General features: G+C 65.1%; 16 protein-coding genes and 2 tRNA genes. 14 read left to right on the top strand and 4 right to left on the bottom strand.

Features of this window, described 5'->3' with window-relative positions; all coding sequences use genetic code 11:
* The first annotated feature begins 99 nt into the window (after positions 1 to 99).
* On the top strand, positions 100 to 696 hold the full coding sequence (locus tag BSTEL_RS01940) for a CarD family transcriptional regulator (RefSeq protein ID WP_034526438.1): 597 nt from the start codon (positions 100 to 102) through the stop codon (positions 694 to 696).
* A 211-nt stretch (positions 697 to 907) separates the two neighbouring features.
* Positions 908 to 1,393: a 2-C-methyl-D-erythritol 2,4-cyclodiphosphate synthase gene (gene ispF / locus BSTEL_RS01945; RefSeq protein WP_034526441.1), complete on the top strand. Its 486-nt coding sequence runs from the start codon at positions 908 to 910 to the stop codon at positions 1,391 to 1,393.
* A 29-nt stretch (positions 1,394 to 1,422) separates the two neighbouring features.
* Here the strand turns inward: ispF and BSTEL_RS01950 are convergent, their stop codons facing one another.
* From BSTEL_RS01950 to BSTEL_RS01960, 3 genes are all read right to left on the bottom strand, one after another.
* On the bottom strand, positions 1,423 to 2,259 hold the full coding sequence (locus tag BSTEL_RS01950; protein ID WP_034526443.1) for a metal ABC transporter permease: 837 nt from the start codon (positions 2,257 to 2,259) through the stop codon (positions 1,423 to 1,425).
* Positions 2,256 to 3,194, bottom strand: a complete 939-nt coding sequence (locus tag BSTEL_RS01955) for an ABC transporter ATP-binding protein (RefSeq protein ID WP_051922763.1) — start codon at positions 3,192 to 3,194, stop codon at positions 2,256 to 2,258. The genes BSTEL_RS01950 and BSTEL_RS01955 overlap by 4 nt, the downstream gene beginning before the upstream one ends.
* A 121-nt stretch (positions 3,195 to 3,315) precedes the next feature.
* A complete protein-coding gene (locus BSTEL_RS01960; protein ID WP_084686046.1) occupies positions 3,316 to 4,536 on the bottom strand; it encodes a metal ABC transporter solute-binding protein, Zn/Mn family in 1,221 nt (406 codons plus the stop codon).
* A 145-nt stretch (positions 4,537 to 4,681) separates the two neighbouring features.
* On the opposite strand from BSTEL_RS01960, the gene BSTEL_RS01965 reads away from it, so the two are divergent.
* From BSTEL_RS01965 to pyk, 6 genes are all read left to right on the top strand, one after another.
* Positions 4,682 to 5,575, top strand: a complete 894-nt coding sequence (locus BSTEL_RS01965; protein ID WP_034526445.1) for a bifunctional methylenetetrahydrofolate dehydrogenase/methenyltetrahydrofolate cyclohydrolase — start codon at positions 4,682 to 4,684, stop codon at positions 5,573 to 5,575.
* A gap of 124 nt (positions 5,576 to 5,699) precedes the next feature.
* The gene (gene rpsA, locus BSTEL_RS01970) at positions 5,700 to 7,172 is read left to right on the top strand and encodes a 30S ribosomal protein S1 (protein WP_034526447.1); all 1,473 of its coding nucleotides are present in this window, start codon (positions 5,700 to 5,702) and stop codon (positions 7,170 to 7,172) included.
* A 197-nt stretch (positions 7,173 to 7,369) separates the two neighbouring features.
* Positions 7,370 to 8,011 (top strand): dephospho-CoA kinase, encoded by a 642-nt coding sequence (gene coaE, locus BSTEL_RS01975; RefSeq protein ID WP_034526449.1) that lies wholly within the window; start codon positions 7,370 to 7,372, stop codon positions 8,009 to 8,011.
* Complete coding sequence (gene uvrB / locus BSTEL_RS01980; protein WP_034526451.1) at positions 8,011 to 10,122, top strand: excinuclease ABC subunit UvrB; 2,112 nt, start codon at positions 8,011 to 8,013, stop codon at positions 10,120 to 10,122. The genes coaE and uvrB overlap by 1 nt, the downstream gene beginning before the upstream one ends.
* 37 nt (positions 10,123 to 10,159) lie before the next feature.
* Positions 10,160 to 11,179, top strand: a complete 1,020-nt coding sequence (locus BSTEL_RS01985; RefSeq protein WP_051922765.1) for a TerC family protein — start codon at positions 10,160 to 10,162, stop codon at positions 11,177 to 11,179.
* A gap of 241 nt (positions 11,180 to 11,420) precedes the next feature.
* Positions 11,421 to 12,863, top strand: a complete 1,443-nt coding sequence (pyk, locus tag BSTEL_RS01990) for a pyruvate kinase (protein WP_034526453.1) — start codon at positions 11,421 to 11,423, stop codon at positions 12,861 to 12,863.
* Between the two features lie 269 nt (positions 12,864 to 13,132).
* Here the strand turns inward: pyk and BSTEL_RS01995 are convergent.
* Positions 13,133 to 13,206: transfer RNA gene (locus BSTEL_RS01995), tRNA-Leu, on the bottom strand.
* Between the two features lie 187 nt (positions 13,207 to 13,393).
* On the opposite strand from BSTEL_RS01995, the gene BSTEL_RS02000 reads away from it, so the two are divergent.
* The 6 genes from BSTEL_RS02000 (at position 13,394) to BSTEL_RS02025 (ending at position 21,098) form a co-directional block, all read left to right on the top strand.
* Positions 13,394 to 14,185 (top strand): ANTAR domain-containing response regulator, encoded by a 792-nt coding sequence (locus BSTEL_RS02000; RefSeq protein ID WP_034526460.1) that lies wholly within the window; start codon positions 13,394 to 13,396, stop codon positions 14,183 to 14,185.
* Positions 14,186 to 14,218: 33 nt separating this feature from the next.
* The gene (gene polA, locus BSTEL_RS02005; RefSeq protein ID WP_034526463.1) at positions 14,219 to 17,044 is read left to right on the top strand and encodes a DNA polymerase I; all 2,826 of its coding nucleotides are present in this window, start codon (positions 14,219 to 14,221) and stop codon (positions 17,042 to 17,044) included.
* 76 nt (positions 17,045 to 17,120) lie between these two features.
* A complete protein-coding gene (locus BSTEL_RS02010; protein WP_051922766.1) occupies positions 17,121 to 18,053 on the top strand; it encodes a Nif3-like dinuclear metal center hexameric protein in 933 nt (310 codons plus the stop codon).
* A 4-nt stretch (positions 18,054 to 18,057) separates the two neighbouring features.
* The gene (locus tag BSTEL_RS02015) at positions 18,058 to 18,675 is read left to right on the top strand and encodes an NUDIX hydrolase (protein WP_034526466.1); all 618 of its coding nucleotides are present in this window, start codon (positions 18,058 to 18,060) and stop codon (positions 18,673 to 18,675) included.
* 75 nt (positions 18,676 to 18,750) lie between these two features.
* Positions 18,751 to 20,892 carry a glycogen debranching protein GlgX gene (gene glgX / locus BSTEL_RS02020; RefSeq protein ID WP_034526477.1) on the top strand — a complete coding sequence of 714 codons (2,142 nt, stop codon included), beginning with the start codon at positions 18,751 to 18,753 and terminating at the stop codon, positions 20,890 to 20,892.
* Positions 20,893 to 21,010: 118 nt separating this feature from the next.
* Positions 21,011 to 21,098 (top strand) — tRNA-Leu (locus BSTEL_RS02025).
* Positions 21,099 to 22,081 lie beyond the last annotated feature (983 nt).

Here is a 22,081-nt window from a genome sequence, read left to right on the forward strand (position 1 = left end):
GGCGCGTCGCGCGAGCCGCGACCGCGACGTGCCGGCGTGTCCGGGGCTGGTGGCATACTTGTTCAGGTTTTTTGTGGGTCTGCTTTCAGCGGAGGTTTCATGGGTTACAAGGTCGGCGATATGGTCGTCTATCCGCGTCACGGCGCGGCGAGGGTCGAGGCGGTCACCGAGCGGACCGTGAGGGGGGTCACCCGCGAGTACCTGCAGCTGTCGGTGCTGTCTTCCGACGGCCTGGTGATCAACGTTCCGGTCGACAACGCGAAGAAGGTCGGCGTGCGCGACATCGTTGACGCGAACGAGGTGGCGAAGGTGTTCGAAATCCTGCGCACCCCGATCGTCGAGAAGGAGATGAACTGGTCGCGGCGCTACAAGCTGAACGTCGAGAAGATCGCGACCGGCGACGTCAACAAGATCGCCGAGGTCGTGCGCGACCTCGCCCAGCGCGACGTCGACGAGCACGGCCTGTCCGCCGGCGAGAAGCGCATGCTCACCAAGGCGCGTTCCATCCTCACCTCGGAGATCGCCCTGTCCGAGAAGATCGACGAGGAGGAGGCGCAGCGTCTGCTCGACGTGAACCTGGGCTACAGCGAGCCGAAGCCCGGCGACGAGAAGCACCACACCGAGGCGCCCGAGGAGGCCGCCTCCGATACGATGGCCCGTCTCGACGCCGAGAAGAAGAAGAGCCGCAAGCGCTGAGCCGAGGTGCCGGGTTGGATGTGTCCGTGCCGGGTGCGGTTAAGCCGGACGGCCGCTTGACCCGGCTCGGTTTGGTTGTCCTGCCCGGCAGCCGATCCAACCGTCCAACCGTCATGATGAAGACCCCCCGTCGCGGGGGTCTTCGCGTATCCGTTCACATGCCTGTACGTAATACTTGATTCATGATTCACATACAGCAAGGAGTTTCATCATGCGCATCGGTCAGGGGTTTGACGCCCATCGTTTCGCGTCGGAGGATGCTCCCCGCGAATTGTGGCTCGCGGGATTGCGCTGGGACGGCGAGGGCAACGGCATCGAAGGAAACTCCGACGGCGATGTGGCCGCGCATGCTCTGATCGACGCGCTGCTGGCGGCCGCCGGTCTGGGCGACATCGGCGCCCTGTTCGGCGTCGGCTCGGACGCGCATGGCGCCGGCATGCACGGCGCGGACATGCTGCGCGAGACCGTCGCGCACCTTCGGGAGCATGGTTTCACGCCGGTGTCCGCCTCGGTCGCGATCGTCGGCAACCGTCCCAAGATCGGACGTCGCCGTGACGAGGCCGCGGCCGCGCTCTCCGCCGCCGCGGGGTGCCCGGTGTCCGTCACCGCCACCACCACCGACCATATGGGCTTCACCGGCCGCGGCGAAGGCCTCGCCGCCATCGCCTCGGCGCTGGTCGGAGAATCCGTCGACTGATCGTCGGCATGCCGGGCGACGGGAGGGCGTCAGCGTTGCCTCAGTGCCTCCACGGCTTTGGCGGCGGCCCAGAACAGGGTGGAGATCGTCACGATGATGAAGCTCGGGGGAGCGGGGAACATCGCGGAGAGCACGAGTCCGCCCCAGATCGAGACCAGGCAGATCGCTCCGGCCGCGACCATCGCCCTGAGCGGCGAGGACGCGACGATGTTCGCCGCGGCGGCCGGCGTGATGACCAGAGCGAAGATGAGCAGCGTGCCCACCGCGGGCACGGCGATCGTGATCACGCCCGCCATGATCACCATGAACGCGACGTTCATCCATCCGACCGGCACGCCCTTGGCCTGCGCCACCTGCTCGTCGAGCGAACTGAACAGCAGCGGCCGGTAGATGACGGCGAGCGCCGCCAGCAGCACCACGTCGAAGAGCGCGAATCCGATGATCTGCATGGTGGTGATCGTCAGGATCGATCCGAACAGGATCGACTGCATCTGCTGCGATGCGGAACTCGACAACCGGGCGAAGAACAGGCCGAGACCAGTCGCGAAGGCGAGCACCGTGCCGGTGGCGATCTCGCGTTCGGAGACGCGCTTGCCGAGCGCGCCGATCACGAGCGCGCCGCCCAGCGCGAACGCGCCGAGGCCCAGCGAGACGGGCAGTCCGAGCAGTACGGCGCCGGTCGCGCCGGGCAGTCCGATGTGGGCGAGCGCGTGTGCGGCGAACGTGGAATGGCGGGCGATGGTGAAGTAGCCCATCACGCCGGCCGCGAACGCGATGCACAGGCCGGCGAGGAACGCGTTGGCCATGAACGGCGCGGTCAGCGTGTCCATCCAGTTGGGGTCGAAGCTGAAGTCGATGTGGCTCATTTCGTCGCTCCTTCGTGTTCGCCGTGTCCGTCCGCAATGCTCGTGCGCGTGTCGGATGCGGATGCGTCGTGTGCGTGCATGTCGTCGGTGTGCGCGTGATGGTGCAGTTCGGCCACCTCGGCGGCCGTGTGCATGTCCATCGGCTGGTTCTTCGGCTCGTCGGGGGAGGGAGTGACGAACATGTCGCCCTGTGGCGTGGTCACGACCTGCACGTTCGTGCCGTACAGGTGGGTGAGGAGCTTCGAGTCGAGCACTTTGCGCATGTCGGCGTAGTGCGGGTGTCCGTCGAGCAGGTAGACGGCGCCGGTGAGGATCGGCAGCAGCATGTTGAGGTCGTGCGCGACGATCTGGATCGTCATGCCGAGTTCCTGGTTGAGGCGCGCGAGCAGGTGTGCGACGGCGCGCTGGGAGGCGAGGTCGAGGTTGGCGAGCGGCTCGTCGAGCATGAGCAGCTTCGGGTCGGAGACGATCGCCTGCGCGATGGCGACGCGCTGGCGCAGGCCTCCGGACAGTTCGGACAGCCGGTATCGCGCCTTGTCGTCGATGCCGACGAACGCCATCGCCTCGCGCGCCTTGGCGCGTTGCGCACGCGTGACCGGATGGATGCCGAACCGCGTGCCGGTCAGTCCGAGCAGCACCGACTGCTCGGCGGTGATGTTCGCGTCGATGTCCGACGTGTAGCTTTGCGGTACGTAGCCGATGACGCCGTTCGCCTCGCCCGCCGGTTTGCCGAAGACGGTGAGCGAGCCGTGCGAGAGCGGCAGCAGTCCCAGCTCCGCCTTCATCATCGTGGTCTTGCCGGCGCCGTTGGTGCCGACGATCGCGGTGACCGATCCGGCGGGGATGGCGAAGTCGCCGTGCTGCCAGATGACGCGGTCGCCGCGCCTGATCGCCGCGTCCCGGAAGACGATCGCGTCCTGAAGCGGTTCGCCCATGGTCGGGCCTCCTGTGGTCATGGATTGGGTTTCACGAATCTACCGCAGGATTATCGCAAATGATGTTGACAACCGTTCTCAATTAAGGGAGTGTCGGCGAAAGCCCGCCGCTCCCTGCCGCCTACTTGCCGGGGTCGGGCTGGGTGCCGCCGGCGTCGGCACCGGCGGCACCCGAGCCGTCCGAGCCGTCTGAGGAATCCGAAGCGGACGAACCGGTGCCGCCGTCCGTGGCGTCGCACGTCGTCTTGCCTGTGTCGTCGGTCGCGTTCCCGTCGCCCGTATGCTCATCGGTTGAATTGGTCGAATCGGACGATCCGGCCGGATCGTCGCCGTCCGCGGCGCATCCGCCGGTCGTGTCGTCCTTGCCGTAGTCCGGGTCGACGGCGGTGAAGATCGATTCGGCCAGCGCGCCGATCCAATCGACGAGGGTGTCGTACTTCTCCGGCATCTGCTCGCTCACGTCGACGACGGGCACGTCGGAGCGTCCGGCCGTGCCGATGAGCATGTTCGTCGCGTCGGACGCCTCCTGCGTGTTGTTGACCAACACGTCCGCCCGCTTTTTCTCGATGACCTCCTGGAAGGTCTGCAGGTCCGCGGGCGCGACCTCGCCGCCGTTGGCGACCGCCTGCGCGTAGCCCTTCGGGGTGACGTCGTCGAATGACATGTCGCTCATCAGGTAGTAGACGACCGCCTCGGTCGCGCCGTAGGTGAGGTCCTTGTGCGTGTCGGCGAAGTCGGCCATGCGCGCGTCGAGCTCCTTCTCGCGCGACTGCCACGCCTTGAGGTTGGCGGCGAACGCCTTGCGTTTCTTCGGTCGCGCCTTCGAGAAGACGTCGGCCAGCTCCTTGGCCATGCCGGCGCGCGCGTCCTTCGAGAACCACAGGTGAGGGTTGTCGCCGTCCATCGCGCCCACGATCTGCGCGGCGGAGACGAGCGTCGAATCCGGTCCGCGCGACTTCGTGGCCCACGTGTCGTACCCCGCGCCGTTCGCGACGACGATTTCGGCGCGGCTCAGCTTCGCCAGGTCGGAGGTCTTCGGCTCGAAGTCGTGCGCGTCGACGCCCGTGGAGGAGAGGATCGACGTGACGTCGACCGCGTCGCCGCCGATCTCCTTGGCGAGCGACCCCCACTGGTTCACCGAGGAGACCACCTTGATGACGCCGGTCTTCTCCGTCGTCGTCTGCGCGGCGCCGGTCGTGCCGCCGTCTCCGGCCGCCGTGCCGCAGGCGGCGCAGGCGAGGGCGACCGCGGCCGCGGCGACCGCCGCCGCGACACGTCGCGCGTTCCCGAACCGTCGCCCCGACCATCGTCCCGATCGTCGTCCCAGCTGTCCCACGTTCATCGTCCGAACCCTTCCGCTCCTCGCCGCGCGTCCATATCCGTCTTCGGCGAAACCGACATGTTACCTAATCGTAGTAGCGTCCACCGCATCCCACGACACGTTGGGACGCGTTGAGAAACGATGGGACGCAAGAGAAGGAGTCGACATGCCCGTGAAACTCGACGGCAAGGCCGTGGCCGCGCAGATCAAGCAGGATTTGAAGGAGCGCGTGGAGCGTCTCAAGGCCGCAGGCGTCGAACCCGGCCTCGGCACGCTGCTGGTCGGCAGCGACCCCGGCTCGGTCAAGTACGTGGCAGGCAAGCATGCGGACTGCGCCGAGGTGGGCATCCGCTCCATCAAGCACGAGCTGCCCGCCGACGCGACCTTCGACGACATCGCCGCCGTGGTGCGCGAGATGAACGGGGATCCGGCGTGCACCGGCTACATCGTGCAGCTGCCGCTGCCGAAGGGCATCGACCAGAACGCGATCATCGACCTCATCGACCCGGCCAAGGACGCCGATGGCATGCACCCGTACAACCTCGGCGAGCTCGTGCTGCACGTCAAGGGCGACATCGACACGCCGCTGCCGTGCACGCCTCGCGGCTGCATCGAACTGCTGAACGCCTACGACATCGACCTGGACGGCAAGGAGGTGTGCGTGCTCGGCCGCGGCATCACGATCGGCCGCACGATCGGCCTCATGCTCACCCGCCGCGCCGTCAACGCGACCGTCACGCTGTGCCACACCGGCACGCGCGACGTCGTCGACCACATGCGCCGCGCCGACGTGGTCGTCGCCGCGATGGGCTCCGCCGGATTCGTCAAGCCCGACATGGTCAAGGACGGCGCCGTGCTGCTCGACGTGGGCGTCTCGCGCGTCTACGACGAGGAGGCGGGCCGCTGGCGCGTCAGGGGCGACGTCGACAAGGCCGCCCACGAGAAGACGTCCGCCTACTCGCCCAACCCGGGCGGCGTCGGGCCGATGACCCGCGCCATGCTCCTCGCCAACGTCGTGGAGATGGCCGAGCGCCGGGCGAAGGCCGAGGGCAGGGCCTGACAGCGACACGCCCGGGATTTTGGGCATGGCTGACTGTATTGTGGAAAGTCGCGTGTCCGATGGGCACATCCATAACTGAATATCGAGTAATTATCCATCCAACTATTGAGAAACCATTACCTACATGGCAGAGAACAACACTGAGGTCACCAAGGTCGCCATCAACGACATCGGCACCGAAGAGGACTTCATCAAGGCAGTCGATTCCACCATCAAGAACTTCGACGATGGTGATCTGGTCGAGGGTACCGTCGTCAAGATCGATCACGACGAGGTCCTCCTGGATATCGGCTACAAGACCGAGGGTGTGATCCCCTCCCGCGAGCTTTCCATCAAGAAGGACGTCGATCCGGACGAGGTCGTCGAGGTCGGCGACACCGTCGAGGCCCTTGTCGTCACCAAGGAAGACAAGGAAGGCCGTCTGATTCTGTCCAAGAAGCGCGCCCAGTACGAGCGCGCCTGGGGCGACATCGAGAAGATCAAGGAAGCGGACGGCGTCGTCGAGGGCACCGTCATCGAAGCCGTCAAGGGCGGCCTCATCGTGGACATCGGCCTGCGTGGCTTCCTGCCGGCCTCCCTGGTCGAGATGCGTCGCGTCCGCGACCTCACCCCGTACATCGGCCAGAAGATCCAGGCCAAGATCCTCGAGCTCGACAAGAACCGCAACAACGTGGTCCTGTCCCGTCGCCAGTACCTCGAGGAGACCCAGTCCGAAGTGCGCGAGACCTTCCTCTCGCAGCTCAAGAAGGGCCAGATCCGCGAGGGCGTCGTCTCCTCCATCGTCAACTTCGGCGCGTTCGTCGATCTCGGCGGTGTGGACGGCCTCATCCACGTCTCCGAGCTGTCCTGGAAGCACATCGACCACCCGTCCGAGGTCGTCAAGGTCGGCGACAAGGTCACCGTCGAGGTGCTGGACGTCGATCTGGACCGCGAGCGCATCTCCCTGTCGCTCAAGGCCACCCAGGAGGATCCGTGGCAGCGCTTCGCCCGCACCCACGTCCCCGGCCAGATCGTCAAGGGCAAGGTCACCAAGATCGTGCAGTTCGGCGTGTTCATCTCCGTCGAGGACGGCATCGAGGGCCTGGTGCACATCTCCGAGCTCGCCAACCGTCACGTCGAGAACCCGGAGACCGTGGTCAAGCCGGGCGAGACCGTGTTCGTCAAGGTGATCGACGTCGATCTCGATCGTCGCCGCATCTCCCTGTCCCTCAAGCAGGCCAACGACTCCGTCGACCCGGCCTCCGAGGACTTCGATCCGGCCATCTACGGCATGCCGGCCGAGTACGACGAGCAGGGCAACTACAAGTACCCCGAAGGCTTCGACCCGAACACCAACGAGTGGATCGCGGGCTACGAGAAGCAGCGTGAGGAGTGGGAGTCCCAGTACGCGGCCGCCCACCAGCTGTGGGAGGAGCACAAGGAGTTCGTGGCCAAGGAGCTGGCGCACGCGGAGGAGTCCGCCGCCGCCGACGGCCAGGGCCCGAAGGAGGAGAAGGTCGAAGAGGTGTCCAACTACTCTTCCGACAACACTTCCACCGGCACGCTCGCCGACTCCGATCAGCTCGCCGCTCTGCGCGACCAGCTGCTCGGCAAGTGAGTTCCGCCTCACGGCATGAGCTCACGGCGTAACGCCTAACCGAAACCCGGTCCACGATGGGCCGGGTTTCGTCGTATATCGACCATATTCCCCATGGTGCGGCAACACACTTTCTCCATAACCGCGGAATCAAGCCGTTTTCGCCTACCGCGCCATGGGGATTTCACCGCACCATGGGAGAGGGGAGAGGAGGGCGCATGATTCGTATCGGATTGACCGGTGGCATCGCGGCGGGCAAGAGCACGGTGGCGGCGCGGATGCGCGAGGACGGCGTGCTGCACGTCGACTATGACGCGATCGCGCATGCGATCACCGCGCGCGGGGGAGCGGCGTTGGCGCCGATCGCGCGCGAGTTCGGCGACGCGGCCATCGCCGCGGACGGTTCGCTGAACCGCGCGTGGATGGCGGAACACGTGTTCGGACGCGATGCCGAGCCCGGCGCGCGCGAACGGCTCGACGCGATCGAGCATCCGCTGATCTACGCCGAGGCGCGACGACGGGAGCACGATGCCGTGGCGGCGGTTCGGAACGCCGCATGCGGCCCGGGGGAGCATGGGATCGTCGTTGTGCACGACGTGCCGTTGCTCGCCGAGGTGATCGGCGACATCCCGTTCCGGTTCGACCATATCGTCACGGTCGAGGCGCCCGCCCCGACGCGGATCGCGCGCATGGCCGCGACACGCGGCATGACGCGCGAACAGGCCGAGGCACGCATCCGCTGCCAGTCGACGCGCGGGCAGCGCGAGGCGATCGCCGACGTCATCATCGACGCCACGCAACCGCTCGAACGCATGTTCGAGCAGGTTGATAGACTGGTCGCCGAGTGGAAGGAGCAGTGATGGGATTCAACATCCAACGCGAGAACCGGCCGTTCGTCGTCAAATCGCCATACCAGCCGAGCGGCGACCAGCCTCAGGCCATCGACGAGCTCGCCACGCGCATCGAGAACGGCGAGAACGACGTCGTGCTCATGGGCGCGACCGGCACCGGCAAGACCGCCACCACCGCCTGGCTCATCGAACGGCTGCAGCGGCCGACGCTCATCATCGAGCCGAACAAGACGCTCGCCGCGCAGCTGTGCGCCGAATTCCGCGAGCTCATGCCGGACAACGCGGTGAGCTACTTCGTCTCCTACTACGACTACTACCAGCCGGAGGCGTACATCCCCCAGACCGACACCTACATCGAGAAGGACTCCAACATCAACGACGATGTGGAACGGCTGCGCCATCAGGCCACCGCCAACCTGCTCACGCGACGTGACTGCGTGGTCGTCGCCACCGTGTCGTGCATTTACGGTCTCGGCACGCCGGAGGAGTATGCGGGCCGCATGCTGCTGCTCAAGGTCGGCCAGCAGATCGACCGCGACCAGCTGCTGCGGAAGTTCGTCGCCATGCAGTACAAGCGCAACGACATCGCGTTCACGCGCGGCACGTTCCGCGTGCGCGGCGACACGGTGGAGATCATCCCCGTGTACGAGGAGCTCGCCGTGCGCATCGAGTTCTTCGGCGACGAGATCGACCGCATCTCCACGCTCCACCCATTGACCGGCGACGAGATCGCCGAGGAGAACGAGGTGCACATCTTCCCCGCCTCGCACTACGTGGCCGGGCCGGAGCGCATGGAACGCGCGTTGAAGACGATCCGCGAGGAGCTCGACGAGCGCGTCGCGGAACTGAAGAAACAAGGCAAGGAGCTGGAGGCGCAGCGCCTCACCATGCGCACCACCTACGATCTGGAGATGCTCACCCAGGTGGGCGTATGCTCCGGCGTCGAGAACTATTCGCGGCATTTCGACGGACGTGCGCCCGGCACGCCGCCGCACACCCTGCTTGACTTCTTCCCCGACGACTTCCTGCTCGTCATCGACGAGTCGCATGTGACCGTCCCGCAGATCGGCGCCATGTACGAGGGCGACGCGTCGCGCAAGCGCACGCTCGTCGAGCACGGCTTCCGCCTGCCCTCCGCGATGGACAACCGCCCGCTCAAATGGCCGGAGTTCCTTCAACGCGTCGGCCAGACCGTGTACCTGTCCGCCACGCCCGGCGACTACGAGCTCGGGCTTTCGGACGGGGTGGTCGAGCAGATCATCCGCCCGACCGGACTGCTGGACCCGAAGGTCGAGGTGCGTCCCACCGACGGGCAGATCGACGATCTGCTCGCCGAGATCAAGGACCGCGTCGCCAAGGGCGAGCGGGCGCTTGTCACCACGCTCACCAAGAAGATGGCAGAGGATCTGACCGATTATCTGCTCGAACGGGGCATCAAGGTCGAATACCTGCATTCCGACGTGGACACGCTGCGCCGCGTCGAGCTGCTGCGCATGCTGCGCGAAGGCAAGATCGACGTGATCGTCGGCATCAACCTGCTGCGCGAGGGTCTCGATCTGCCCGAGGTGTCGCTCGTCGCGATCCTCGACGCCGACAAGGAGGGCTTCCTGCGCTCCTACCGTTCGCTCATCCAGACGATCGGCCGCGCGGCCCGCAACGTGTCCGGCACGGTCATCATGTATGCGGACGAGGTCACCGAGGCGATGCGCAAGGCCATCGACGAGACCGAACGCCGCCGCGAGAAGCAGATCGCGTACAACAAGGAGCACGGCATCGACCCGAAGCCGCTCATCAAGAAGATCAGCGACGTCAACGACATGCTCGCCAAGGAGGACGTGGACACGGCCACCCTGCTCGAAGGCGGCTACCGCAACGCCGGCAAGGCGGGCAACACGCATCTGGGCGTGCCTGCGTTCGACGCCGCCGAGGCGGACAAGCGGCACGAGGAGATCCTCAAGGCCGGTCTGCCCGCGCAGGACCTCGCCGATCTGATCCGCCAGCTGAGCGAGCAGATGCACATCGCGGCCGAACAGCTCCAGTTCGAGCTCGCCGCCCGTCTGCGCGACGAGATCCGCGACCTCAAGAAGGAACTGCGGCAGATGACCGAAGCCAATAAGTAGGAGGGACGGTCATAGAGGTGCGTTAGGGTAGGGAATCATGGCCGAAACCCCTCTTGCATTTGAGATCACCACATTCGTGGTGCTTGCGTTGTTCTTCATCGTCGACCTGTTCGTCATCGGACGCAGGCCGCACGTGCCCTCCACGAAGGAGTGCGTCCAGCACATCGCCTTCTTCGTGGTCATGGCGCTGATCTTCGGCGGCTGCATCTGGTATTTCGCCGGTTCCAAGCCCGCGATCGAGTTCTACTCCGGATGGCTCACCGAGTATTCGCTGTCCATCGATAACCTGTTCGTGTTCGTCATCATCATGTCGAACTTCGCCGTGCCGAAGCAGATCCAGAAGTACGTGCTGTCCGTGGGCATCACGATCGCGCTGATCTTCCGAGGCCTGTTCATCCTCGTCGGCGCGGCGCTCATCAGCCGTTTCACATGGGTGTTCTTCATCTTCGGCGCGTTCCTCATCTACACGGCGATCAAGCTGGTCATTGGCGGCGACGATGATGAGGAGTATCAGGAGAACGGGCTCATCCGCACGTTGCGCAAGGTGATCCGCATCACCGACGAATATGACGGCGAGAAGCTCAGGACCACCCATAACGGCGTGCGCTACTGGACGCCGATGCTCATCGTGTTCCTCACGATCGGCACCACCGACGTGATGTTCGCGTTCGATTCGATCCCGGCCATCTTCGGCCTGACGAAGGATCCGTTCCTCGTGTTCACGTCGAACGTGTTCGCACTGCTGGGCCTCCAGCAGCTCTACTTCCTTCTGGGCGCGCTGCTCGACAAGCTCGTCTACCTGCCGCTCGGCCTGTCCGTCGTGCTTGGCTTCATCGGCGTGAAGCTGGTGATGGAGGCGCTGCACGGCAACACGCTGCCGTTCATCAACGGCGGTGAGGGCGTCCACTGGGTGCCGGAGGTGCCCACGTGGCTGTCGCTGGCCGTGATCGTCGTCGCGATCGGCGGCGCCGCGCTCGCCTCGGTCGCCAAGATGAAGGCGATGGACGCGGGCAAGGAGCCGAAGCCCGCCGTGAAGTCCGGCGCGGACGGCGAGTGACGCTCAGGCGACGTGACGGGTGGATTCGTTCGTCACGGCGGTGAATTCTACGAGAACGCTCACGGAATTCCCTGAAAAGGGAGTTTCCGTGGGCGTTCTTTGTATTGCGGCGATTGGGTTGTGAGCGTTAACAACACACCGAGAGGAAAACTGGAAGGAACGGATGAAAGCTAGTACACTGTTCCGTGGAAAACGTAGGTCGTCCGGCCTGCGTCCCTTGCAATAGTTAGGAATAGGCAACATGCGCAAAGCCAAGATCGTCGACACCATCGGTCCCGCCACCGAATCCCTCGAAGGCATCACCAGCCTCGTCGAGGCCGGCATGGACGTGGCCCGTCTGAACCGTTCCCACGGCACGCCGGAGGACCACCTCAAGGTCTACAACAACGTGCGTCAGGCCTCGAAGGCCGCCGGCCGCAACGTGGCCGTGCTGGTCGACCTCCAGGGCCCGAAGATTCGCTGCGGCTGGTTCAAGAAGAACGCCGAGGGCGAAGACAAGGTCGAGCTCAAGGAAGGCCAGGAGTTCGTCATCACCACCGACGACGTCGAAGGCGACGAGCACATCACCTCCACCACCTTCAAGGGCCTGCCGGGCGACTGCCACCCGGGCGACCCGATCCTCATCGACGACGGCAAGGTCCGCCTCGAGGTCACCAAGGTCGAGGGCAACAACGTGCACACCAAGGTCGTCGTGGCCGGTCCGGTGTCCTCCCACAAGGGCATCAACCTGCCGGGCGTCGCCGTCTCCCTGCCGGCCCTGACCGAGAAGGACGAAGAGGATCTGCGCTGGGCCATCCGCACCGGCGCCGACATCATCGCCATGTCCTTCGTGCGTTTCGCCACCGACATCGACCGTGCCCACGAGATCATGGACGAGGAAGGCCGTCGCATCCCGATCGTCGCCAAGATCGAGAAGCCGCAGGCCCTCGAGAACCTCGAGGACATCGTCAAGACCTTCGACGGCATCATGGCCGCCCGCGGCGACATGGCCGTCGAGTGCCCGCTCGAGGAGGTGCCGCTGGCCACCAAGCGCATCATCGAGCTGTCCCGTCACTACGCCAAGCCGGTCATCGTCGCCACCGAGGTCCTGGGCTCCATGGTCCACTCCCCGGTCCCGACCCGCGCCGAGGCCTCCGACTGCGCCAACGCCGTGCTCGACGGCACCGACGCCACCATGACCTCCAACGAGACCGCCGTCGGCGAGTACCCGGCCGTCACCGTCGCCACGATGGCCCGCATCTCCAGCTTCGCCACCGAGCACGGCTTCGACCGCATCCCGTCCCTGAAGAACCTGGACATGTCCTCCACCGGCGCCGTCTCCTCCGCCGCCGTCGATCTGGCCGACAAGCTCAACGCCAAGGCCATCGTCGCCTACACCCAGACCGGCAACACCGTGCACCGCGTCTCCCGCGAGCGCCCGGCCGCCCCGATCTACGGCGTCACCAACAACGAGCACACCTACCACTGGCTGGCCCTCTCCTGGGGCACCGAGTCCTTCCTGCTCGATGAGGACTACCACAACAAGTCCCGCAAGGACCTCATGGTCTTCACCGACAAGCTGCTGCGCGACGCCGGCAAGGTCGTCGACGGCGACAAGATCGTCATCCTGAGCTCCGCCCAGGGCAAGTCGACGCCGGGCAGCACCGACTCCATTTACGTCCACACCGTGGGTGCCTGCGACTGATTCCGGTCGGTCCGGTGCATGAACCGGCAGGATGAATCCGGTATCCGTGGGATTTCCTAGGATTCCGGTTCGACGTGAAAGCCCCTTACCCGTTCAAACACGGGTAAGGGGCTTTTCGTATGCCTCGGCGGCGTATGACAACGTGCATCAGTGCGCCGGTGAAGGCGTTTCGATTGTTGCCAAAACCGTTGTCAGACCGTCCGATGTGACGGGAGAGTAAAGGCCTCTGATGGTTGGGATTCCAACCATCAGAGGCCTTTGCCGCGTCGTGCCCCCGGTGGGACTCGAACCCACACTGCGCAGATTTTGAGGCTGCTTCCTCTACCAATTGGGATACGGGGGCATGTTCGATTATCGATGGTGCCGTAAGGCACTCGTGACAATATAGCACATCGGCGCGATACGGCGCACACGATGCGCGTCCCGCGTGGCGATTTCGTTCAGGGGCGGCCACGTCGTGCGGGCAGGCGCCGGGATTATGCGTTAAAATCGCGAAGGATGAATTTGTAAGCAATGAGGAAAGGACTGGCATGGCTGCTAAGAACGCCGATGATCAGACTCCGAAGATGGAGCCCGTGCTGACCGAGGAGGAACTGGAGGCCGTCGCGCAGGAGGCCGCCGCCCCCCGTGAGGAGACCGCCCCGGCCGAGCCGGATGAGAACCGCAAGCGCACCGTCGTGGTCGCCGAGGACGAATCCGTGAACCGCATGGATCTTGTCGGCATGCTCGAGGACAACGGCTACGAGGTCGTCGGCGAGGCCGCCAACGGCGAGGAGGCCGTCGAACTGACGCGCGCCAAGCGCCCGGACGTGGTGTGCATGGACGTCAAGATGCCTCGCATGGACGGCATCACCGCCGCCGGCATGATCTGCGACGAGAACATCGCCCCCGTGGTCATGCTCACCGCCTTTTCCCAGCCGGACCTCGTCAAGAAGTCCACCGGTGCGGGCGCCATGGCCTACGTGACCAAGCCGTACGAGGAGTCCAAGCTCATCCCGGCCCTCGAAGTCGCGATGGGCCGCTTCGCCGAGATCAACGACCTGCTCGACAACGTCGAACGCAGCGAGGCGAAGCTCAAGGAGACCAAGGAGGAGCTCGCCAAGGCGCAGGCCGACCTCCAGAAGGCGCAGGACACGCTGGAGGAGCGCAAGCTCGTCGACCGCGCGAAGGGCCTGCTCATGGACAAGGCCGACTTCTCCGAGCAGGGCGCGTTCCGCTGGATCCAGAAGACCTCGATGGACCAGCGCATCCCGAAGAAGCGTCTCGCCATGGCCATCATCGCCAAGTACGGCGACCCGAAACCGGAACGCAACGAGCGCTGAGCCGGACCGTAGGGAACGGACGTTCACGGATACATGGCGCAACAAGAATCCACGCCGACGCGCGGAACGCTGCTGGTCGTAGACGGCCATTCGCTGGCGTTCCGCGCGTTCTTCGCTCTACCGGTCGACAACTTCTCCACCTCCTCCGGACAGGCCACGAACGCCGTCTGGGGATTCGCCTCGATGCTCTCGCAGGTCATCGACTCGGAGAAGCCCGACCATCTCGCCGTCGCCTTCGACGTGAAGGGCGGCACCTTCCGCAACGAGCTGCTGCCCCAATACAAGGGCACGCGCGACGCGGCCCCCGAGGAGCTGCTCACCCAGCTGCCGCTCATTCAGGAGATGCTCGCCGCACTCGGCGTCACCTACATCGAGAAGCCCGGCTACGAGGGCGACGACGTGATCGGCACGCTCGCCACGATGGGCGAGCAGGCCGGCTACCATACGCTCGTCCTGTCCGGTGACCGTGACGCGTTCCAGCTCATCGACGACAACATCACCGTGCTCTACCCGGGTCATCATTTCAAGGACCTCAAGCACATGACGCCGGACGAGGTCGTCGCCAAATACAAGGTGACGCCGCAGCAGTACCCGGATCTCGCGGCCCTGCGCGGCGAGACCGCGGACAACATCCCCGGCGTGCCCGGCGTGGGCGACGGCTTCGCCGCCAAATGGATCAACCAGTACGGCTCCCTCGACGCGATCCGCGAGCATGCGGACGAGATCGGTGGCAAGAAGGGCGAGGCGTTGCGCGCCAACATCGACCAGGTGATGCTCAACCGCAAGGTCAACGCGCTCGTGCGCGACGTCGACCTCGGCGTCACCGTCGACGATCTCACGTTCTCCGGCATCGACGCGGGCCGTCTCGACACGCTCTTCACCAAGCTCGAATTCGGTTCGCGCACCAAGAGCCGTCTGCTGAAGACGTTCAACAACGGCGTCGCGCCCGTGCTCCCGTCCGGTGCGGCGGCACCAGCCGCCGACGATTCGGCGACGCTCGACATGCCACACGCGGAACACGCGGCGGACGCCGCATCCCTGCGCGCATGGGCGGAACGCCACATGCCCGCGACGGGCGGAACGGCGTCCGACGGTGCATCCGATTGGGTGCTGTACGCGTCCGGCGACGCGCGCCCGGGCCGTGCCGCGATTGCCGTCGTCGTCCTGCTCGTCGGCGGCGAGGCCATCGTCGTCGACAAGGCGACGTTGGCGGACGACGCGACCGTTGACGCGCTGCGCGACGTGATCGACGCGCACGCGGACACGATGACCGTCCACGGCTACAAGGAGCATCTGCACCTGCTTGCCGCAGCCGGCGTCGCGCTGCCGACACCCGCGTTCGACACGAAACTCGCCGGCTACCTCGTCAAACCCGACTTCCATGCGGACACGCTCGAACAGGCCTCCGCCCAGTTTCTTGACCTCCATCTGGAGGAGCGTGAGGAGGCGACGCAGGGCCTGCTCGACCTCGACGCGGGCGCCGACGAGACCGCCGACTCCACGGCCGCAGGCACCGACGACGGCACGGAACCCGATCAGGGCGTGCTGCGTGACGCGGCCATCATCGCCGCGCTCGCCCGCGAGCTCAAGCCGCGCATCGCCGCCGACGAGCAGTCGAAGCTCCTGACGGACATCGAACTGCCCGTCTCCCGCGTCCTGTACGGACTGGAGGCGGAAGGCGCGAAGGTCGACGAACGACGCCTGGAGGACATGCGCGCCGGCTTCGCGGCCGACGCCGAACAGGCGCAGCGCATCGCCTGGGAGAACGCCGGTTCCCGCGTCAACCTGCAGAGCCCCAAGCAGCTCGCCAAGGTCCTGTTCGAGGACATGGGCCTGAAGCCCACGAAACGCACCAAATCGGGTTCGTATACGACGAACGCGGACGCGTTGCAGACCCTGTACGTGCGCAACGCGGACGACGAGCGGGCCAGCGGGTTCCTCGGCGCGCTCCTGCGCCACCGCGAGACCAACAAGTTGAAGCAGATCGTCGCCACGCTGATCGACGCGGTCAACCCGGCCGACGGGCGCATCCACACTACGTTCGAACAGACCGTGGCCGCCACCGGGCGTCTGAGCTCCGTCGACCCGAACCTGCAGAACATCCCCAACCGCAACGCGGCCGGCCGCGAGATCCGTTCTGCGTTCGTGCCGGGGGAGGGCTACGAGTCGCTGATGAGCTGCGACTATTCGCAGGTCGAGCTGCGCATCATGGCGCACCTGTCCGGCGACGAGGCGCTCATCGAGGCGTTCAGGAGCGGCGCCGACTTCCACCGCTACGTGGCCAGTCTCGTGTACCAGCTGCCCGTCGACGAGATCAGCGCCGACCAGCGCAGCCACGTGAAGGCCATGAGCTACGGCCTCGCCTACGGGCTGAGCACATACGGCCTCTCGCAGCAGCTCAAGATCAGCCCCGGCGAGGCGGAAGGCCTCAAGAACAAGTACTTCGCCACGTTCGGCAAAGTGCACGACTATCTCGAATCCTGCGTCGCCGAGGCACGCCGCAAAGGCTACACGGAGACGATGTTCGGCCGCCGCCGCTACTTCCCGGGACTGAAGTCGACCAGCCGCAACGTGCGCGACGCCGCCGAACGCGCCGCGCTCAACGCACCCATCCAGGGCACGGCCGCCGACATCATGAAGATCGCGATGATCCACGCCGATTCGGCGTTGCGGGACGGCGGGCTCAAGAGCCGCATCATCCTGCAGATCCACGACGAACTCGTCGTCGAGATCGCGCCCGGCGAAGCCGAGCGGGCGACCGCACTCGTCAGGGACGCGATGGAGCACGCCGTCGCGCTCGACGTGCCGCTGGACGTGTCCACCGGCATCGGCGACGACTGGCAGCTCGCCGCGCACTGACCGGCACATCCGGTACCGGCCGCACCGGCTTGCCGGGAACCTCGCCGGCCGCCGTCGGAAAGGAAAGGAGAGAAGGATGACGAACCTCAATCAGGTCGTCGACACGCTCGAAACGCTGTATCCGCTCAAATACGCGGAAAGCTGGGACGCGCCCGGCCTCATCGTCGGCGACCTCACGGCGCCGGTGACGCGCATCGCGTTCGCCTGCGACCCGACCATGGCCGTGATCGACGAGGCGCTGGAATGGGGCGCGGACCTGCTCGTCACGCATCATCCGTTGTTCTTCCGTTCCGTGCATCAGGTGTCCGGGCTGGGCGCGCGCGGCATGATCGTGAACCGTCTCAATCGTGCCGGATGCGCGCTGTGGGTGGGACACACCAACGCGGACTGCGCGGTGCGCGGCGTCGGACAGGCCGCGGCCGACGGCTTCGGCCTCGTCGACCAGCGTGCGCTCGTGCCGGTCGACGATCCGGAAGCGGCCGGTCCCGTCGGACTCGGCCGCGTCGGACGCCTGCCGGAGCCCGTCACGCTGCGCGAGTTCGCCCGACGCGTGTGCGACGCGCTGTCCATCGACACCGCGCTCGGCGTGCAGGCGTGCGGCGACCCGGACACGCCCGTCGAGACCGTCGCCGTGCTGCCCGGCTCCGGCGACTCCCTGTTCGACGAGGTGCGCGCCGCCGGCGTCGACGTGTACGTGACCAGCGACCTGCGCCATCATCCCGCCACCGACGCCATCGAACAGGCGCGATACGAGGCGTCGATGCGAGCGGCGGGCGTCACGCTCGGCACGGGTGACGCGCACGTGCGTCCGTGCCTCGTCAACACGCCTCACTCGGCCATCGAATCGATGTGGTTCCGTTACGCCGTCGACGATATCGCCGACGCGCTCGAACGGCGGTTCGGCGAGCGGCCCGAAACGAATTGGATCCGCCGCGACACGGATCCGTGGACGTTTTCGCTCCACCGGAGCGCGGACGCGCCGACGGACATGACGACAGAAGGGGAGTGAGACGATGACGGACGAACGCACCGTGCTCGACGCCAGCTCCGACGGCATCGACATGAACGTGCCGGCGAAGGTGATCGAACGCCGCGAGGTCTACCGCGGCGCCATCTTCCACGTGGAGGACATGACCATCGGACTGACCACGAACGGCGGCGGCGTCGTGCCGATCCGCCGGCAGGTGCTGCGTCACGCGCCCTGCGTCGTCATGCTCGTGCACGACGTGGCCACGGACCGCTACCTCATCGAACGCGAATACCGCGCGGGCAGCGACATCTTCGCCTACGGGCTGCCCGCCGGACTCATGGACGACGGCGAGGACGTGCGCGCCGCGGCGCTGCGCGAACTCGCCGAGGAGACCGGCGTCACCCCCGCGAGCGACGACGCGATGCGCATTGACCACGTCGGCGACTATTATTCCTCGGAAGGGATGACCGACGAACTCGCCCACATCATGGTCATCCATCTGGACGCATGGACGAACGTGCCCCGGCATTTCGACCCGGACGAACACGTCGAATCCGCGTGGGTCGGCTGGGAGGAGCTTCTCGCCACCCGCATCACCGCGTCCAACTCGATCATCGCCATCCAGCACGAGACGATACGGCGACTGACCGCACATGACTGACTTCCAACTAGACCATCACCGACTGTTCATATACGGTGACGATTCACCACACATGGAGGTGCGATACTGGTGAATATGCAGATACGACCAGGTTTGACCTATCCGTACGGCGCAAGCTACGACGGTGCCGGCGTGAACTTCGCGCTGTTCTCCCAAGTGGCCGACAGCGTCGAGCTATGCCTGTTCGACGATGACGACAACGAGACGCGCATCACGATGACCGAGCAGAACTCGTACGTCTGGCACAACTACATCCCGGGCATCCAGCCGGGCCAGCGCTACGGCTACCGCGTGCACGGCCCGTACGACCCCGGCCAGGGACTTAGGTGCAACCCTTCCAAACTGCTCCTCGACCCCTACGCCAAGGCCATCGAAGGCAACATCGACGGCGACGAGAGCCTGTTCTCCTACCGTTTCTCCGACCCGGACAACGACGGCGTGCTCAACGACATGGACTCCGCCGCCCACACCATGAAGTCCGTGGTCGTCAACCCGTACTTCGACTGGGGCAACGACCAGCATCCGCGCATCCCGTACCACGATTCTGTGATCTACGAGGCGCATGTGCGTGGCATGACCAACCTCAACCGCGACGTGCCGCCGGACATCCGCGGCACCTACGCGGGCCTCGCCTACCCGACCGTCATCGAATACCTGAAGAAGCTCGGCGTGACCGCCATCGAACTCATGCCGATCCACCAGTTCGTCAACGACTCGTTCCTCCAGGAGAAGGGCTTGTCGAACTACTGGGGCTACAACACGATCGGCTTCTTCGCCCCGCACAACGCGTACTCGTCGGCGGGGGAGCGCGGCCAGCAGGTCAACGAGTTCAAGTCGATGGTCAAGGCGTACCACCAGGCCGGCATGGAGGTCATCCTCGACGTGGTGTACAACCACACCGCCGAAGGCAACCACATGGGCCCCACGCTGAGCTTCAAGGGCATCGACAACCGCGCCTACTACCGTCTCGTCGACAACGACCAGCGGCACTACTTCGACACTACCGGCACCGGCAACTCGCTGCTCATGCGATCGCCGCACGCCCTGCAGCTCATCACCGACTCGCTGCGCTACTGGGTGTCCGAAATGCACGTCGACGGCTTCCGTTTCGATCTGGCCGCCACGCTGGCCCGACAGTTCCAGGAGGTCGACAAGCTGTCCGCGTTCTTCGACATCGTCGAACAGGATCCGATCATCAGCCGCGTCAAGCTCATCGCCGAACCGTGGGATCTCGGCTCCGGCGGCTACCAGGTGGGCGGCTTCCCGTCCAGCTGGTCCGAATGGAACGGCCGCTACCGCGACACCGTACGCGACTTCTGGCGCTCCCAGCCGTCCACGCTGCCCGAATTCGCGTCGCGACTCATGGGCTCGTCCGACCTGTACCAGATGAACGGCCGTCGACCGGTCGCCTCCGTGAACTTCATCACCGCGCACGACGGCTTCACCCTCAACGACCTCGTCTCGTACAACGGCAAGCACAACGACGCGAACGGCGAAGGCAACCGCGACGGCGAAAGCAACAACCGCTCGTGGAACTGCGGCGTCGAAGGCCCGACCACGATCCGCGACGTCAACGAGCTGCGCCAACGTCAGATCCGCAACATGTTCTCCACGCTGCTCGTCAGCCAGGGCATCCCGATGATCTGCGGCGGCGACGAGGTGGAGCGCACGCAGCAGGGCAACAACAACGCCTACTGCCAGGACAACGAGATTTCGTGGACCGATTGGGACCTGGATGAGACCCGCGAAGACATGTTCGAGTTCGTCTCGAAGCTCATCCACCTGCGGCTCGACCATCCGGTCCTGCACCGCCGCCGCTTCTTCTCCGGACGCGAGCCGGGGGAGGACACGGAGACGATCCCGCAGGTCGAATGGTTCGACCACACCGGCTCCATCATGGACATGGAGGACTGGCAGAACACGCATGCGTTCTCGATGATGGTGTATCTCAACGGCTCCAACATCCCGGAGCTCGACTACTACGGCAACCCGATGGTCGACAACGACTTCATCCTCATCTTCAACGCGCACTACGAGCCCATCCAGTTCACGCTTCCGGACGAACGCTACGGACGCAAGTGGAAGCTCGTCGTCGACACGCACAACCCGAAGGGCCCCGTGCTCAACTACGAGGCCGGGTTCGCGATCACCGCGCAGTCGCGCAGCTTCATGCTGCTGATGAGCGCCGAGAAGCCGAAGCAGCCGCGCAACTTCTGACGGGTGCTTCCTACGGTGCGCCGATGGGGTCGGGATTCCTCGGTCCCATCGGCGTGTCGCGGATTTGACGACTCGTCATGTTCTGGTAATGTATTCACTCGTTGCCAAGACAACACCTGTCCGGGTGGCGGAATGGTAGACGCGCTAGCTTGAGGTGCTAGTGCCTATTTTATACAGGCGTGTGAGTTCAAGTCTCATCCCGGACACCGGCAAGACCCCGGGTTCCGATTCGGAACCCGGGGTCATTTCCGTATACCCGCGGTGTCGCGTGCCATGCCAACGTGCCGCCGTGCCGGGGCCGCGACCCCCATGGTGCGGTGAAACCCTCATGGTGCGGTTGCCGCAAACGGCCATTTTCCGCCGATATGGAGATTTTGTGTTGCCGCACCATGGGAGTTGCGGGCGGGGAAAGAAAGAAAAAGCCCTTGCTCACCGGTGGGGTGAGCAAGGGCTACGGGTCGGGCTGACAGGATTTGAACCTGCGACATCCTGTTAGGATTCGAGGGTTCTTGGCTCGGGTCAGCCGTCTTGGTTGACCTCAGAAACCTTGGAATTAAGCCATTTTTGAGTTTCGAGTTTCTTTGCTCAGGCCGCTGCGATTGGCAAATCGTGACGGTCATTGTTAGCAAAATGTTAGCGTCTTGGAGCTTGGAAATGGCGGAATCATGCGGCGTGTCGCGAATGCCGTTCTGAAGCTGTGTTAGCACTCTTGCGGTCTGCTTTCGCTTGCTTCGCTGGTTGCGATGTCGAAGAGAGCGACATGTGCTCCCTATTCATCTGATGACGAATGAGCAACCCCTTGTTATTTTGAAGGGTTGATTCGCTGGTTTTCGAGGACTTCATTAGGTGCGTTTTCGTTGCAATGACGCCGTTTGGACGACTTTCGTGAGATTTCGCTGATCGCTGCTGATTTCGTTGTTTTCCGCGGTCGCTGTGTCCCGGTTGTGTCTGCATCGGTTCCAGTGCTCCCCAGTCGAATGCGACATAATGACTGAGGAGCACTGGAGCCGGCGACGAGGCGTTCATTCGGACCGCTCATGCGAAACGCAGCCGGTGCGAGGCTCTCCATCGCTACCCGGTTCGCTCTACGTGTAGCGGGACGCCGAACATCGATTCGAGACGTTCGTCGGTAAGTCCTTCGTCAAGTGGTCCGGTGAATGTGATGGTTCCCGGTGTCGTGTTGCCGTCA

It is taken from the genome of Bifidobacterium stellenboschense (genome assembly GCF_000741785.1).
In the GTDB taxonomy this organism is placed as follows: Bacteria; Actinomycetota; Actinomycetes; order Actinomycetales; family Bifidobacteriaceae; genus Bifidobacterium; species Bifidobacterium stellenboschense.

Coding starts and splice junctions, on each gene's coding strand:
- BSTEL_RS01940 (WP_034526438.1), top strand. CDS start 100: ATGGGTTACAAGGTCGGCGATATGGTCGTCTATCCGCGTCACGGCGCG.
- ispF (WP_034526441.1), top strand. CDS start 908: ATGCGCATCGGTCAGGGGTTTGACGCCCATCGTTTCGCGTCGGAGGAT.
- BSTEL_RS01950 (WP_034526443.1), bottom strand. CDS start 2,259: ATGAGCCACATCGACTTCAGCTTCGACCCCAACTGGATGGACACGCTG.
- BSTEL_RS01955 (WP_051922763.1), bottom strand. CDS start 3,194: ATGGGCGAACCGCTTCAGGACGCGATCGTCTTCCGGGACGCGGCGATC.
- BSTEL_RS01960 (WP_084686046.1), bottom strand. CDS start 4,536: ATGAACGTGGGACAGCTGGGACGACGATCGGGACGATGGTCGGGGCGA.
- BSTEL_RS01965 (WP_034526445.1), top strand. CDS start 4,682: ATGCCCGTGAAACTCGACGGCAAGGCCGTGGCCGCGCAGATCAAGCAG.
- rpsA (WP_034526447.1), top strand. CDS start 5,700: ATGGCAGAGAACAACACTGAGGTCACCAAGGTCGCCATCAACGACATC.
- coaE (WP_034526449.1), top strand. CDS start 7,370: ATGATTCGTATCGGATTGACCGGTGGCATCGCGGCGGGCAAGAGCACG.
- uvrB (WP_034526451.1), top strand. CDS start 8,011: ATGGGATTCAACATCCAACGCGAGAACCGGCCGTTCGTCGTCAAATCG.
- BSTEL_RS01985 (WP_051922765.1), top strand. CDS start 10,160: ATGGCCGAAACCCCTCTTGCATTTGAGATCACCACATTCGTGGTGCTT.
- pyk (WP_034526453.1), top strand. CDS start 11,421: ATGCGCAAAGCCAAGATCGTCGACACCATCGGTCCCGCCACCGAATCC.
- BSTEL_RS02000 (WP_034526460.1), top strand. CDS start 13,394: ATGGCTGCTAAGAACGCCGATGATCAGACTCCGAAGATGGAGCCCGTG.
- polA (WP_034526463.1), top strand. CDS start 14,219: ATGGCGCAACAAGAATCCACGCCGACGCGCGGAACGCTGCTGGTCGTA.
- BSTEL_RS02010 (WP_051922766.1), top strand. CDS start 17,121: ATGACGAACCTCAATCAGGTCGTCGACACGCTCGAAACGCTGTATCCG.
- BSTEL_RS02015 (WP_034526466.1), top strand. CDS start 18,058: ATGACGGACGAACGCACCGTGCTCGACGCCAGCTCCGACGGCATCGAC.
- glgX (WP_034526477.1), top strand. CDS start 18,751: ATGCAGATACGACCAGGTTTGACCTATCCGTACGGCGCAAGCTACGAC.